This is a genomic window from Neoroseomonas rubea, assembly GCF_016106015.1.
Lineage (GTDB): Bacteria > Pseudomonadota > Alphaproteobacteria > Acetobacterales > Acetobacteraceae > Neoroseomonas > Neoroseomonas rubea.
This window is the reverse complement of the sequence record NZ_JACADQ010000084.1, coordinates 1-14,218: the sequence shown is the minus strand read 5'-3', so window position 1 is coordinate 14,218 and position 14,218 is coordinate 1. Positions and strand designations below refer to the sequence as shown.

Sequence of the window (14,218 nt, the reverse complement as noted above, 5' to 3'; positions counted from 1 at the left end):
CCCGCGGCGGCCAGCGCGGCGCATTGCGCCCGCGTGCAGGCGCTGGCGTGCGGGCAGGCGGCCATGCGCGTCGCGGCCTGCAAGGTCGCGATCCAGGGCCCCGCGAAGCGCGAGATGCCGAGTGCGAGCGCCCATTCCAGCGCCTGTTCGCCATCGACGTCGGTCAGCACCAGCCGGTCGGGGTCGATCCGGCGCAGCGCCGCCGCCGGCGCACGGCCGAGCAGCGCCGGCGACCAGTGCAGCAGCAGCAGGTCGGCGGGCAGCGCCTCGAGCGCGAGGAGGGACAGCGCCGTCGCGTCCAGGCCGCGCACCGCCACCCCCCAGCCCACGCGCCGCAGCGCGGCGTGGCGCGCGGGAAGGTCGTTGGCCATCGCCTCCCCCGCCGTCAGGGCGGCGATCAGGGCGGGCGTGCCGGACGGATCGTCATCCCCGCCCGCTGGTGCATCCGGCAGCAGCCGCGCCGGCAGGTCGAGCATCAGCGGCACGGGCGGGGCGCCGCCGAGCAGGGCGTCGCGTTGGGCCGGGTCGGCCAGCGCGGAGAGAAGGCGCGCGCGCAGCCGGTCCCGCGCATGGCGGACGAGATCGGGATCGCGCCCGGCCGGCCCGAGGCTCGGCGCGAGGGCGGAGTGCGGCAGCCGCAGGCGGAGCAGCGCGAGCCGCCGCCTCTGCCCCGGGGCCAGCATCAGCAGACCCTCCCGGCGCAGCAGCTGCGCCAGGGGAACCTCATCGGCAAGGCGCTCGATGCCGCCCGCGGCCGGCTGAGGGGGTGGCGGCTGCGCCGGCGCGGGCGCAGGCAAGGCGAGCAGGCGCGCCACGTCGATGGCGGGGTCGAGCCGTTCGGGTAGCTGGCCGAACAGGCGTTCGATCGCCGAAGCGGCGCGGTCGGCGTCAGGCGCGAGGCAATCGGTCAGCAGCAGCGCGCCGTCGGCGGTTTCCAACACGGCGCCGCCGCGCCCGCGGCCGGCTTCCTCAAGCAAGGCAAGGGCGACACGGCGTCGGCCCGCCTCGGGCGGTGCCGGCATGATCAGCGCGGCGCGGCCCGCAGGCCCGCGCATGGCGCGACGGATCGCATCCGGACCTGGTCCGGGCGGCGCGGCCGCGGCATCGGCGGTCGAGTGTTCCAGCGGCGGCATCCCCTGCATCCTGCGGAGGCGCCACGGGGATGGCCCCGGGCGTGGAACGAGGATGAGCGCAGAGGGTGAAGGAAGCGTGTGCGCTTCACCCCATCGAAATTCCTCCTCCGATATCGTATATGACATCCAAGCAACCTGCCGGAGATGTCCGACCCGATGCGCCGCCCCGCTTTCCTCCTCGCCGCCATGGCGACCCTGGCCTTCGTCCTGCTGCCCGCCTTCGCCGAGGCGCGGCCCGGCGGGCGCAGTTCCTCGGGCAGCCGCGGCAGCCAGACCTATTCCGCCCCCCCGCCGACGCAGACCGCGCCAGGCGCGGCGCAGCGCTTCGACCGGACGGCAACGCAGCCCGGCACCCCATCGAATGCGGCGACGACCGCCGCGCGCCCGGGCATGGCCGGCGCGGCCGCGACGCAGAACCGCGGCTTCCTCGGCTCCTTCGGCGGCGCGCTGCTGATGGGCGGGCTGATCGGCGGCCTGCTCGGCTACGGGCTCTTCGCCGGCGGTGCGGGCTTCGGCGCCATCCTGGGCATGCTGCTGCAGATCGCGCTGATCGGCCTCGCGGTGTTCTTCGTGATCCGCCTGGTGCGTGGCCGCCGCCCGGCGGTCGCCGCCGGCCCGCAGCAGGGCTACGCCTTCCAGGCCCAGCCGGAGCCGAAGGCCCAGGGCGGCCTCGGCGGCGGCATGAAGGGCGCGATGGCGGCGGACAAGCCGGCGCTCGCGCCGGTCTCGATCGGCCCGGCCGACTACAAGGCCTTCGAGCAGACGCTGGTCGAGATCAACGCGGCCTGGTCGAAGCGCGACCTGGCCGGGCTTCGCGCGATCGCGACGCCGGAGATGGTGTCCTACTTCGCACAGGACATGCGCGACCTGGAGGCCCGCAACTGGCGCAACGAGACGCGCGACGTCCGGCTCGAGCAGGGCGACCTGTCCGAGGCCTGGGCCGAGGAAGGCCAGGACTACGCCACCGTCGCCATGCGCTTCTCGATGCTCGACGCCACCTTCGACAACGCGACGGGCGCGGTGGTCGAGGGCAGCACGACCGAGCGCCAGACGGCGACCGAGATCTGGACCTTCGTGCGGCAGGCGCCGGCCGGCCGGTGGATGCTCTCGGCGATCCAGCAGACCGGCTGATCCCTCGCTGCGCGCGGCGCAGACCAAGGCCCCCTCCCGCCCCGTGCGGGAGGGGTTTTTTCATGGGCCTTCCAGGAAGGCGCGCACGGGCGGCAGCGAAACCTCCGGCGCTTCCTCCTGCGGCACATGCCCCAGGCCCGGCAGTTCCACATGCGCCGCGCGCGGCAGCACCGCCAGCCAGTCCCGCGCATGGGCGGCGGGGATGACGCGATCGCGCTCCCCCCACAGCAGCATCACGGGCATCACGAGGCCCGGCAGCAGCGGGCGCGGATCGTCGATGATCCGCTGGTCCATCCGCGCGACCATGGCGTGGCGCACGCCGGGGGCGCGCATCAGGTCATGGGCGCGCGCCGCCTCAGCCTGCGTCAGACGGGCCGGATCGCCATAGGCGGCGGCGAGCGTGTCCCGCAACATCCCGCGCGGCAGCGTCCAGGGCAGCAGGCGCATCAGGGGCGGCGCGCCTTCCCTTTCGCCATACGCCCGGCCGGGCTCGGCGAAGCCATCCGGCGCGACCAGCACCAGCCGCGTGACGCGGTCGGGATGGGCCAGCGCGAAGCGCCAGGCGAGCCGCCCGCCGAGCGAATTGCCGACGACCGCGGCGCGCTCGACGCCAAGCGCATCCAGCAGCGCCGCGAGCACCGCCACGCCGCGCGCATCGGTGTAGTCGCCGCCGGGATCGGGCCCGGCCAGCCCGAAGCCCGGCAGGTCGAGCCGGATCACACGGAAGCGGTCTCCGAGCCCCGCCGCCCAGCCTTCCCATGTGTGCAGGCTGGCGCCGAAGCCGTGCAGCATCAGCACCGCCGGCCCGTCGCGCGGGCCGGTGTCGCGCAGGTGCACGCGCACGCCGAGCACCTCAAGAAAGCGCGACGGCGGGCCGGCATGCGCCGCTTCCAGCGCGGCGCGGTCCGCATCGGGTGTGCGCAGCGCGATCGCCGCGCCCAGCAGCAGGATGAGGAGCGCGGCGGCGGACCAGGCGAGCATCCGCCGCGCCCGCCGCATCAGGCGCCCTCGCAGCCCTTGGCGCGGAGGCTTTCCGTCACCCAGGCGCGGTCGTAGGTGCGCGCGTCGATCGCCGCCTGCGCCTTCTGTTCCTTGGCGTTGTGCGCCTCGGCCAGCGCGATGACGGCGGCGGCCTCGGCGCGCGGGACCACCACCACGCCGTCGGCGTCGGCGACGATCAGGTCGCCCGGCATGACCACCTGGCCACCGCAGGAGATCGGGTGGCCGATCTCGCCCGGCCCGTCCTTGTAGGGGCCGGACGGCGTCGCTCCGCAGGCCCAGACGCCGATGTCGAGCGCGGCGAGCGCATCGACGTCGCGCACCGCGCCGTCGAGCACGATGCCCTGCACGCCGCGTGTCAGCGCGTGGCCGATCATCAGCTCGCCCATCAGCGCGATGGACAGGTCGCCGGCGCCGTCACCCACGATGATGTCGCCGGGCGCGGCCATGTCGCAGGCGCGGTGCAGCAGCAGGTTGTCGCCCGCGCGGGCACGCACGGTGAAGGCGGGGCCGGCGATCACCTTCTTGCCGCCGAAGGGGCGGAAGCCGCCGCGCATGGTCTGCATGCGGCTCATGACATCGCCGATATTGGCGGCGGGCAGCTTCGCCGCGCGGGCGATAAGCGCGGGGTCGACGCGCTCGGTGACGGGGGCGATGCGGAAGCCGATGGGCATGTCTTGACGGTCCTCGGGACGAATGGCCCGGCAATCCAGCACGGCGCGGCCCGGCGCGGAAGGCGGGGGGATGGGGAAGTCGCCCGCCGGCCGGCACCATTCCGCAACGGAAGGAAACGGGAGCGGTCAGGGATCGAGACGTTGATGCCGAACGTCCATCGCGCATTCGCAACCTGAAGCGCCCGGGGATGCGCCGCGGGTGGCGAGGACCCCCCATCTTCGCCCCGCCGCGTCGGATGCGGCCCGACGATGGGAAGGCGTGGCGGCTCAATCCACCCGCGCGCCGCTGACGCGGATGATCTCCGCATAACGCACGCGCTCGGCGCGCAGGAAGGCGCCGAATTCCCCGGCTGTCATGGAGAGTGGCTCGGCGCCCACCCCTTCGAGCCGCGCCTGCACGGCGGGATCGGCCACCATGGCGCGCAGGATGCCGTTCAGCCGCTCGACGATGACCGGCGGCGTCCCCTGCGGCGCCGTCAGTCCGAACCAGGACGTGACGTCGTAGTCGGGCACGCCGGCTTCGATCATGGTCGGCAGCTCGGGCGCGAAGCGCGACCGCTCGCGGCTCGTGACCGCCAGCGCGCGCACGGCGCCGGTCCTCACATGCGGCAGGATCTGCGGGAGGTTGTCGAATGCGATCTGCACGCGACCGGCCAGAAGGTCGGTCAGCATCGCGGCACCGCCGCGATAAGGCACGTGCACGATGTCTACGCCCGCGCGCATCTTGAACAACTCGCCGGCGAGGTGGACCGAGCCCCCCGCGCCGGCCGAGCCGAAGTTCAGCGTGCCCGGCCGCGCCTTCGCCAGCGCCACCAACTCCGCCACGGAGTTCGCCGGGACCGAGGGATGCACCACCGCGATCGAGGCAATGGTCGCGAAGGCGCCAACCGGGGTGACGTCGCTCACCCCGTCATAGCCAGTGGAGGGAAACAGGATCGGTCCGGTCACATGCGTGGATGGCGCGGCGACCGCCAGCGTGTAGCCGTCCGGCGCCGCCCGCACCGCCATCTGCGTCCCGGTGGTGCCGCCTGCGCCGCCACGGTTCTCGACCACCACGGTCTGGCGAAGCTCCGCCTGCAGGCGGTCGGCCATCATGCGCCCGAACGTGTCGGTCAGCCCCCCCGGCGGGAAGGCGACGACGAGCCGCACCGGGCGGCTCGGCCACGGCCCGTCCTGCGCGAGCGCCGGGGCGGCGAGCAGGCCGGCGGGAAGGAGGGCCAGGCGGCGGCGGCGGATCATCATCTGTGGTCCTTTCGATAGGGGCGGATCAGCCCGGCGTCGCGCCGACCACCACCGGGCGGGCGGGGTCGGCGCTCCAGGCGGACCAGGAACCCGGGAACAGCGCGGCATCGATGCCGATCGAGGCGAGGGCGGCGATGCCGTGCGCGGCCGAGATGCCGGCCCCGCAGGTCACGCCCACCGCGCGCGTCCCGTCGGCGCCAAGCGCGGCATAGAGGTGCCGCAGCGTCGCGCCGTCGAGGAAGCTACCCGCCTCGGTCAGCGCATCGGCGGCCGGGGAACTGACCGAGCCCGGGATGTGCCCGCGCGGCGCCTCCCCCGGCGCGACGGCGCCGCCGATGTAGTTGCCGCGGATGCGGGTATCGAGCAGCACGCCGCTCCGCGCGATCGTCGCCGCCGCGTCGGCGTCCAGCACCCTCATGTGACCGGGCGAGAGCACGACATCGCCCGGCGGCGGATCACCGGGCGCCGTCGCGACGGCCAGTCCGGCCGCAATCCAAGCCGGGAAACCGCCATCGAGCAGCAGCACCTGCCCGAGCCCCGCCCAGCGCAGCACCCACCAGCCGCGCGCGGCGGTCAGGCAGCGGTCATGGTCGTAGAGCACGGTGGGCACGCCGCGCCGGAGCCCCCAGGCGAGGGCGTCGCGCTGCAACGTCTCGACCGGCGGGAGCGGGCGGCTGCCGAGCGTGCCGCCTCCGGGGGAGGCGAATTGGCTGGGCAGGTCGGCATCGACCGCGCCGGGGATGCGCGCCATGTTAGCGAAGCCGGGCAGCGCCTCCGGCCCCGCGTTGCGCACGGCCAGGATCGAGGTCGGCTTCCCGGCCGCGATGCGGTGGGCAAGGGCGGCCGCGGTGATGAAGACGCTCGCGCGCGGGTCCATGGGGCGCTTCCTCAGGCCAGGCTCAGCACGCCGCGGTGATCGAGCGCGAGCGGTGGCGTGCCGGGTCGCGCTGCGAAGGCCTCGACGGGATGGAACAGGTACAGCCAGGGCGGATTGTCCTGGAGGCGCCGCAGGCAGCGGCCATAGGCGGCGGCGCGGGCCGCATGGTCCATGGTGCGGTTGGCCGCCGCGATCATCGGCTCCAGCACCGGGTCGTCGTGCCCCTGCCACCACTGCCCTCGGACGGAGGAGGAGATCTTGTCGTTCAGGACGCGGAAGGTGGAAGCCGGCGAGCTGTCGAAGATCGCCATGTCCCCGATCTGCCCGCGGCCAACCTGGCGGGCATATTCGGGGCGATCCGCCTCCTCCTCGATGCGGACGCGGATGCCGATGCCGGCGAGGTACTGCGCGACCATGGCGCTGATCCGGGGCGCCTTCTCAGGCATGTGCCGCGGCGTGCGGATCAGCACCTCGGCGGACGGGCCGCCGGCGGCATCGAGCAGGCGCCGGGCAGTGTCGGGGTCGTAGGGAATGGGCGAGAGGGCGGCCTCCGCATGGCCAAGGTGAAAGGGGCTGACGATGGTCGATGCGGGCACGCCCATCCCGTGCAGCGCGTCGCGCAGGATGGCCCGGGCATCGACGGCATGGTTCGCGGCAAGCCGCGCCGCGGGATGGACGAAGAGTCCGCGACGGCAGTCGAGGTAGTACATGACCGACAGCGTGTTCGGCGCGGTGCCCCAGACGAGGCCCGGGGCCCGCGCCGTGGGGTCGGTCATGCGCTCGAGATTGGTCGCGACGTCGGCGAGGCCCTCCTGCACGAGGCCATGCCGGATATCCGGGTCGCGTTCGGGAAGGAGGCGGATCCGCGAGGGCGAGCGGGTCGGATCGACGGCTTCGATCAGCGTCGCCACGCCGGGCTCGTTGCCGAGGACGCGCCAGGGTCCGGTTCCGACGGTTGCCATGCCATGGCCGTCGGTGCGCATCACGAAGAACTCCGACAGTATCTCGGGCAGGTCGGCGACGGGCTCGGGTGTCGCGATCGAGAGGAGGCCCGGCCCCTCCGGCGTGATTCGCGCGCCGGCGAGGTAGCGCGCATAGGCCCAGGGCATGCCGAACATGTCGACGCCGCCGAGATGCGCGCGGATCGCCGCGGCCACGTCCTCGGCGGTGCAGGGTTGGCCGTCGTGGAAGACCGCATGCGCACGGAGCGCGAAGGTCCAGCGCCTGCCCTCGTCCTCGTGGTGCCAGGCGGCGAGCAGGCCCGGCAGCACCCGCCCGTCGCGCCAGCCGCAGAGCGGCTCGAAGACCAGGCTGCGCAGCGTCAGGATGGAGGTGTCGTCGGTCACGCGGCCCGGGGGCAGGAAGTCCACGCGCTCCATCGCGACCGTCAGCACCACCCGCGTCTCCCCGGATTGACGCGGTTCACCTGCCCCGTAGCGTCCCGCCGCACCAGGAGAACGACATGGCCGCCGAATATGCAATCACCTTCTTCTACTACGACGACATCGCGGAGGCTGCGCCCTTCTACGAACAGGTCATGGGCTTCGAACTCGTGCTCGACCAGGGGTTGGCGCGGATCTACCGCATCGCAGGGCGCAACTACTTCGGCATCGTGGACGGCAACCGCGGCCATCTGCGCCACCAGCCAAGGAGCGCGGTGCTCCTGACGATCGTGGACGAGGATGTCGCCGGCTGGCATGCGCGCATGAAGGCGGCGGGCGTCGCGGGCCTGTCGGAGATCCTGCGCGGGACGTATTGCGAGCACTTCTTCTTCGAGGATCCGGCCGGCTACGCGATCGAGGTGCAGCGCTTCCACCACCCCGAGGTGGCACGGCTCTTCACCGCCACGTAGCGCAGGCGGGCACCGCCCCCAGGCAGCGCGGCAGGGGGGGGCGACGATCGTGGACGCGCGGACGACCCGGCGGACGTTCGGCCAGGGCGAAGGCGGGGCTGACATGGGCCTGCCTCCGGGATCCGAAGCCGGGACGGCCGCGTCCGCCCCGATACAGGATCGGTCGGCGACGCCGACGACACCCCGCTGACGCAGGTTTCTTCGGGAAGCGCGGCTGCAGGCTTCACCACGTCCGGCACAGCATGTCCTGCAGCACGGACGCGCGGGGTTCAGATCCGCGGCGGGGCGCCTGCGCTTCGCCTTCGCCTCCTCGCGTTGCATCACGCGCCGGATCTCCACCACGCCCATTCCGGCGAATGGCTTCTTCCAACGGGCGAATGTCGGCGCCAAGGCATCCGCCCTGCCGCCGGCTGACCGCCCGCCATGCGCCTGCCTTCCGGCCATCAGGCCCTCGGCAGCGCGTGCGCGACGTGGTCGGCGGTGCTCCGGCAGCGTCAGGCCGGCACGTCCTCCAGGAACACGAAGCCCATCGTGCGGGCGTGGTAGTGCAGCGCGCCTTTCTGGGCGATCAGGAACCGCGCCTGCACGGGCCCGGCACTGTGACGCGAATGCGGGTCGCCCAGCGGCGTCACCAGGATGTTGCCGACGCTCCAGCGGCGCGCTTCGCCGGCCACCATCGAATGGCAGTCCTGCCCGTGCAGCACCAGCGTGATGGCGGCGGAATTGTGCCGATGCGCGGGCTGGTCCTCGCCGGGCACGTGTGGGAAGGCGCGGTGCTGGTCTTCGGCATCCGCCCGCATCTGCTGCCGCGCCTGTCGGATGTGCTGGGCGCCATCGCGGCGACGCCCGGCGCGTGAGACGCGCGCGCAGTACCACGGGCTGAAGGCGCGCCTGCCCGCGCTTCGGGCGGTGCGCGTCGCAGGTGACGGTGCTGCCCGGCGTCATGCCCGTGGTCAGGCGGACGGATCGCGAGGCGTTCGAGAAGCTCGCCACGTTGCAAGGCTTCATCGATTCGACCAACGCGCTGCAATTGCTGTCCGACCGCTTCGGCACCGACATGTCGGGCTATCCGCTGGACGGGCCGATACCTGACCTGCCGCTGCCCGTAACCTATCACAGCTTCGCGCGCAGTGCTCGCCAAGGCGCGGCGGGGAGGAATGACGCTGCGCGACGTCTACAACCTCATCGCCGCGGCGCGCGGACACTGGGTTCTGTGCGGCTCGGCCGAGACCATCGCCGACACGCTGCAGGCATGGTTCGAGGGCGGCGCGGCGGACGGCTTCAACATCATGCCCCCCTATTTCCACGTAGGCTTCGACGACTTCGTCGACCTTGTCGTGCCGATCCTCCAGGCACGCGGGCTGTTCCGCCGCGCCTATGCGGGGACGACGCTGTGCGATCTTCTGGGTCTGCCGCGGCCCACGCCATTCGCCTGAACGGGCGCGCGCATCGTCCTGCCCAGCGGAAGCGCAGGACAGTCCGCGCGCGACCGGATCACGGGCATCGGCGTATCCACCCGCGATGATTCGCGCCGTGCGCGCCAGAATGCGTATTGCCACGCGCCGGCGGGCCGTGTCCCCTTTGCATCCTGGCGTGGTGGACAGGCGCCGTCCTGGCGGCGAACGGCCCGCGCGCCGGCACAGCACCGGAGGGCTTCGGCATGGCCGCGCCGCGCAGGATCCGCCTTGGCGTCTCGATGATCGGGATGGGCTACCACCTTGCGGCCTGGCGGCATCCGGGCGCCTCCGCCGGCGGCAACATGGAGCTGAAGCACGCGGTACGCGTGGCCCAGGCAGCGGAGCGCGGACTGCTCGACATGGCGTTCCTCGCCGACGGCGTCGGCATCCGCTTCAACGATGTCCCGAAGGGTGCGCTGTCGCACACATGTAAGAACGTGCAGTTCGAGCCGCTGACGCTGCTGAGCGCGCTCGCGATGGTGACGGAGCGCGTTGGGCTCGTGGCGACGGCCTCGACCACCTACAATGAGCCCTACCACGTCGCGCGGAAATTCGCCTCGCTCGACCACATCAGCGGCGGGCGCGCGGGCTGGAACGTTGTGACCAGCGCGACGGACATGGAGGCGCAGAATTTCGGGCTGGTCGGCGCCCCGCCCAAGGCCGGGCGCTACGACCGCGCCGCCGAATTCGTCGAGGTCGTGAAGGGCCTTTGGGATTCCTGGGAGGATGACGCCTTCGTCCGCGACCAGGCGAGCGGGCTCAACTACGACCCCGAAAAGGTCCATCTGCTGAACCATGAGGGCGCGCATTTCCGCGTCGCTGGTCCGCTGAACGTGCAGCGCACGCCGCAGGGCCGCCCTGTCATCGTGCAGGCGGGCGCGTCCGACCAGGGGCGCGAGCTCGCCGCGGCAACCGCCGATGTCGTCTATGCCGCGGCGCAGACGCTGGCGGATGCACGTGCCTACTACGACGACGTGAAGGGACGCATGGCGAAGTACGGGCGCGAACCCGACCAGCTGAAGATCATGCCGGGCATCATGGCGGTGCCCGGGCGCACGCGGCAGGAAGCGCAGGATGCCTACCAGGTGCTGCAGGATCTCGTGCAGCCCGTGGTCGGGCTCGGTGCGCTGGCGAACTACCTCGGCGACCTGTCGGGCCACGACCTCGACGGCCCGGTGCCCGAGCCGTCGAGCCGGCGCGACCACAGCCGCGGGCAGATCTTCCTCGACATGGCGCGGCGGGGGAACCTCTCGATCCGCCAGCTCTATCTGTCGATCGCCGGGGGCAACGGGCATCGCATCGTGATCGGCACGCCGGCGGACATCGTCGACGCCATGGAGGAATGGTTCCACGGTGGCGCCGCGGACGGCTTCAACCTGCTGCCAACCTGGCTGCCCGGTGGGCTCGAGGAGGTGGTCGAGATGGTGATCCCGGAGCTGCAGCGCCGCAGCCTGTATCGAACATCCTATGAGGGCACGACCCTGCGCGAGAATCTCGGCCTGGACTACCCGGAGCACCGCGCGGTCGCGGCCCGGCGCGCGGCGCTATCGCGCATGTTGGGGAGCGCGGCGCAGTGAGGCGCGTGGCGATCGCGCTGGCGCTGGCGCTGGCCGCGCTGCCTGCCGCGGCGCAGACGCTGCGCATCGGCATGAAGGCGGCGGTGGACGGATCCGACCCGCACCAGTCCTACAGCCCGAATCGCAATGTGCAGATGCATGTCTACGAATCCCTCGTGCACCAGGACGCCAACCTGCTGCCCGTGCCCGGCCTCGCGGAATCCTGGCACGTGGTGGACGAGACCACCTGGGAGTTCCGCCTGCGCGAGGGCGTCACCTTCCACGACGGCACGCCGCTGCGCCCATCGGATGTCGCCTTCTCCCTCCGCCGCGCGGGCGATGCGCGCGGCCTGCGCACCTACAGCGCGCAGATGCGCAGCGTACTGGCGGTGGAGGAGGTGGATGCGCGCACCGTTCGCATCCGCACCCACGGCCCATCACCGCTGCTGCCCAACAACCTGGCCTCGATCATGATCGTCTCGGCTGCCGCCGTGGGCGAGAACGCCACCGACGAGGACTTCAACGGCGGCCGCGCGGCGGTCGGCACCGGCCCCTATCGCTGGGTAAGACTGAACCGCGGCGCCGAGGTGACGATCGAGCGCGCGCCGCGCCACTGGGCGCCGCCCGAGCCCTGGGAGCGGGTGGTCTACCGATTCATCCCCAACGACAGCGCGCGCGTCTCGGCGCTGCTCGCCGGCGACGTGGATGTGGTCGACTCGGTGCCGCCGGCGCTCTACGGGCGGGTGCGCGGCGACCAGCGCCTGCGCCTCGTGACCGCGACATCCGGCTTCAACTTCTACCTGTATATCGACAGCGGCCGGGACCGATCGACCTTCGTGACCGGCCTTGACGGCCAGCCGCTCGATCGCAACCCGCTGCAGGACCGGCGCGTGCGGCTCGCGCTCTCGCACGCGATCAACCGCGCCGCGCTGGCGGAACGGGCGATGGAAGGCGGCGCCGAGCCCGCCGGGCAGATCGCGCCCGCCGGCTTCATCGGCCATGTGCCGGACCTCGGCATTCCGGCCTACGACCCGGCCCGGGCGCGGGCCCTGCTGGCCGAGGCCGGCTACCCGCAGGGTTTCGGCCTCACCATCCACTGCACGGGTGACCGCTTCGCCGGCGATTCGCGATCGTGCCAGGCGATCGGCCAGATGCTGACCGCCATCGGCGTCCGCACGGAGGTCGAGGCGCTGCCCTCGGCGATCTTCTTCCGCCGCGCCAACCGTGCGCCGGCGGCGGGCGGGCCGGAATTCTCCGTCTCGGCCTCGATGTTCTTCACCACCACCGGCGCGGCGCCGGAAGGCATGAGCACGATCCTGCGCACCTACAACCCGCAGCTCGGCCATGGCGCATCCAACCGTGGGCGCTATTCGGACCCCGTGCTGGACGCACTGATCGGGCGGATCGAGACGACGCTCGACGATGCCCGGCGCGAGGATCTGACGCGCCAGGCCGTCCGCCGCGCGATGGAGGAGGCGGCGATCGTGCCGGTCTTCTTCGTACGCTCCGGCTGGGGCACGACGCGCAACCTGACGCTGACCCCGCGCGGGGACCAGTACACCATGGCCACCGGCATCCGCGCCGCCCGCTGAAGGAGCCCATCCGATGACGAAGAAGCAGCTGAAGCTTGGCGCCTTCCTCTCGGTGCCCGGCAACCACCTCGCCGGTTGGCGGCACCCCGAGGCGGTGGCCGAGACCGACATGGATTTCGGCTGGTACATGCGGCTCGCGCAGATGGCCGAACGCGCGCTCTACGACACCATTTTCTTCCAGGATACGGTCGCCGTCGGCGGGTCCGACGCGCTCAAGGCCGGGGACCTGACGCGCACCCGCCTGTCGCGGATCGTCAAGCTGGAACCCACGGCCTGCCTCGCGGCGCTGGCGATGGGAACGACCCATATCGGCCTGGTCGCGACCGCGACCACCACCTTCAACGAGCCCTACAACATCGCCCGCCGCTTCGCGACGATCGACCACATTTCGAATGGCCGCTGCGGCTGGAACCTCGTGACCAGCCAGATCGAGGATGAGGCCGGCAACTTCAACCTCGACACCCATGTCGACCACGCGGCGCGCTACGAGCGCGCGATCGAGTTTTACGAAGTCGTCGCCGGCCTCTGGGATTCCTGGGAGGAGGACGCCTTCCTGCGCGACAAGGAGAGCGGCATCTGGTTCGACCGCGACAAGATGCATTTCCTCGACCACCATGGGGTGCATTTCCACGTGCGCGGGCCGCTCAACGTCTCCCGCACGCCCCAGGGGCGACCAGTGGTGGCGCAGGCGGGCTCCTCCGAGCCCGGGCGCGAGCTTGCCGCGCGCACCGCTGACGTGGTCTTCACCGCCCAGACCGAGCTGGACGCGGCGCGCGAATTCTTCGCCGACGTGAAGGGCCGCACGGCGAAGTACGGCCGCAGCCCCGACGACATCAAGATCATGCCCGGCATCACGCCCGTGATCGGCCGTACGATGGAGGAAGCGCAGGAAAAGTACGACCAGCTGCAGGCGCTGCTGCCGGACGACGTCGCATTGGCAGCGCTTGCGCGCTTCACCCGCGGGGTCGACATCTTCTCCTACCCGCTGGACGGGCCGATGCCCGACCTGCCGGAGGCGAATTCGGCCAAGTCCCGCCAGAAGCTGATCATGGACATGGCGCGCAAGCACGGCATGACGCTGCGCCAGGTGGCGCGCTCCGTCTCCGCCGCGCAGGGCCACCGCGTGCTGGTCGGCACGCCCGAATACATCGCCGACGAACTGCAGGAATGGCTCGAGAAGGACGCCGCCGACGGCTTCAACGTGATCTGCAACTACTACCCGAAGCCCTTCGAGGATTTCTCGAACCTGGTCATCCCGGAACTCCAGCGCCGCGGCATCTTCCGCACGGCCTATGAGGGCCGCACGCTGCGCGAGAACCTGGGCCTGCGGGTGCCCGAGAACCGCCATACCGCCGCGCGGCGCGCGGCCAGCCGGGCCGCGGACTGAACCGCGTCAGCCGAGCGCGCCGAGCGCCTCGGCCATCGCCGCCTCGGCCTCGCGCAGCGCGAGGGCGACCCGGTTGCGTGCCCGCAGCGCATCCACTGCCGCGAACCTCGCCGCATCGCTGCCGACGACCGTCGCGGCAAGGTCGCGGATCGGCTGCAGCGTGGCCCAGGCCGGCATGGGCAGGGCATGCGGGTGGGTGAAGCGGTCGCCGGCCGTGTAGTCGGCCGGGACCAGCGCGCGGGAGACGCGCATCAGCGCGGCACTCGCACGCGCCGCCGCCCCGGCACCCGCCGATGGCGCACGCCGCGCGACCTCGGC

At 72.3% G+C, this 14,218-nt stretch carries 14 protein-coding genes and 1 pseudogene; 7 read left to right on the top strand and 8 right to left on the bottom strand.

Features of this window, described 5'->3' with window-relative positions; translation table 11 throughout:
- A partial coding sequence (locus HW577_RS10810) for a hypothetical protein (RefSeq protein ID WP_419956583.1) occupies window positions 1-1,133 on the bottom strand: 1,133 nt, incomplete at its 3' end.
- Between the two features lie 144 nt (window positions 1,134-1,277).
- Between HW577_RS10810 and HW577_RS10805 the strand changes: the two genes are divergently transcribed.
- Window positions 1,278-2,264, top strand: a complete 987-nt coding sequence (locus HW577_RS10805) for a Tim44 domain-containing protein (RefSeq protein WP_198376148.1) — start codon at window positions 1,278-1,280, stop codon at window positions 2,262-2,264.
- Between the two features lie 60 nt (window positions 2,265-2,324).
- On the opposite strand, the gene HW577_RS10800 is transcribed toward HW577_RS10805, so the two are convergent.
- The 5 genes from HW577_RS10800 to HW577_RS10780 all read right to left on the bottom strand — a co-directional run bounded on the left by HW577_RS10800 (window position 2,325) and on the right by HW577_RS10780 (window position 7,453).
- Complete coding sequence (locus tag HW577_RS10800) at window positions 2,325-3,245, bottom strand: alpha/beta fold hydrolase (RefSeq protein WP_198376147.1); 921 nt, start codon at window positions 3,243-3,245, stop codon at window positions 2,325-2,327.
- A 17-nt stretch (window positions 3,246-3,262) separates the two neighbouring features.
- On the bottom strand, window positions 3,263-3,937 hold the full coding sequence (locus HW577_RS10795) for an RraA family protein (RefSeq protein ID WP_198376146.1): 675 nt from the start codon (window positions 3,935-3,937) through the stop codon (window positions 3,263-3,265).
- 267 nt (window positions 3,938-4,204) lie between these two features.
- Entirely contained in the window at window positions 4,205-5,176 is a 972-nt protein-coding gene (locus tag HW577_RS10790; RefSeq protein WP_198376145.1) for a Bug family tripartite tricarboxylate transporter substrate binding protein, read from the bottom strand.
- Between the two features lie 28 nt (window positions 5,177-5,204).
- A complete protein-coding gene (locus tag HW577_RS10785; protein ID WP_198376144.1) occupies window positions 5,205-6,056 on the bottom strand; it encodes a sulfurtransferase in 852 nt (283 codons plus the stop codon).
- Between the two features lie 11 nt (window positions 6,057-6,067).
- Window positions 6,068-7,453 (bottom strand): ABC transporter substrate-binding protein, encoded by a 1,386-nt coding sequence (locus HW577_RS10780; protein WP_198376143.1) that lies wholly within the window; start codon window positions 7,451-7,453, stop codon window positions 6,068-6,070.
- A gap of 65 nt (window positions 7,454-7,518) precedes the next feature.
- Between HW577_RS10780 and HW577_RS10775 the strand changes: the two genes are divergently transcribed.
- Window positions 7,519-7,908, top strand: coding sequence for a VOC family protein (locus tag HW577_RS10775; protein WP_198376142.1), 390 nt, complete (start codon window positions 7,519-7,521; stop codon window positions 7,906-7,908).
- Between the two features lie 494 nt (window positions 7,909-8,402).
- On the opposite strand, the gene HW577_RS10770 is transcribed toward HW577_RS10775, so the two are convergent.
- Window positions 8,403-8,666 (bottom strand): cupin domain-containing protein, encoded by a 264-nt coding sequence (locus HW577_RS10770; protein WP_198376141.1) that lies wholly within the window; start codon window positions 8,664-8,666, stop codon window positions 8,403-8,405.
- Here HW577_RS10770 and HW577_RS26885 point away from each other — a divergent pair.
- The 5 genes from HW577_RS26885 (at window position 8,640) to HW577_RS10750 (ending at window position 13,900) form a co-directional block, all read left to right on the top strand.
- Window positions 8,640-8,765, top strand: coding sequence for a hypothetical protein (locus HW577_RS26885; RefSeq protein ID WP_269769532.1), 126 nt, complete (start codon window positions 8,640-8,642; stop codon window positions 8,763-8,765). The genes HW577_RS10770 and HW577_RS26885 overlap by 27 nt on opposite strands.
- Window positions 8,766-9,065: 300 nt before the next feature.
- Entirely contained in the window at window positions 9,066-9,344 is a 279-nt protein-coding gene (locus HW577_RS10765) for a hypothetical protein (protein ID WP_198376140.1), read from the top strand.
- A 224-nt stretch (window positions 9,345-9,568) separates the two neighbouring features.
- Window positions 9,569-10,942 carry an LLM class flavin-dependent oxidoreductase gene (locus HW577_RS10760; protein WP_198376139.1) on the top strand — a complete coding sequence of 458 codons (1,374 nt, stop codon included), beginning with the start codon at window positions 9,569-9,571 and terminating at the stop codon, window positions 10,940-10,942.
- Window positions 10,943-10,947: 5 nt separating this feature from the next.
- Window positions 10,948-12,513, top strand: coding sequence for an ABC transporter substrate-binding protein (locus HW577_RS10755; RefSeq protein WP_198376138.1), 1,566 nt, complete (start codon window positions 10,948-10,950; stop codon window positions 12,511-12,513).
- A gap of 13 nt (window positions 12,514-12,526) precedes the next feature.
- Window positions 12,527-13,900, top strand: coding sequence for an LLM class flavin-dependent oxidoreductase (locus HW577_RS10750; RefSeq protein ID WP_198376137.1), 1,374 nt, complete (start codon window positions 12,527-12,529; stop codon window positions 13,898-13,900).
- Window positions 13,901-13,906: 6 nt separating this feature from the next.
- On the opposite strand, the pseudogene HW577_RS10745 reads toward HW577_RS10750, so the two are convergent.
- Window positions 13,907-14,218 (bottom strand): annotated as a pseudogene (locus HW577_RS10745) (M28 family peptidase); the annotation flags it as partial.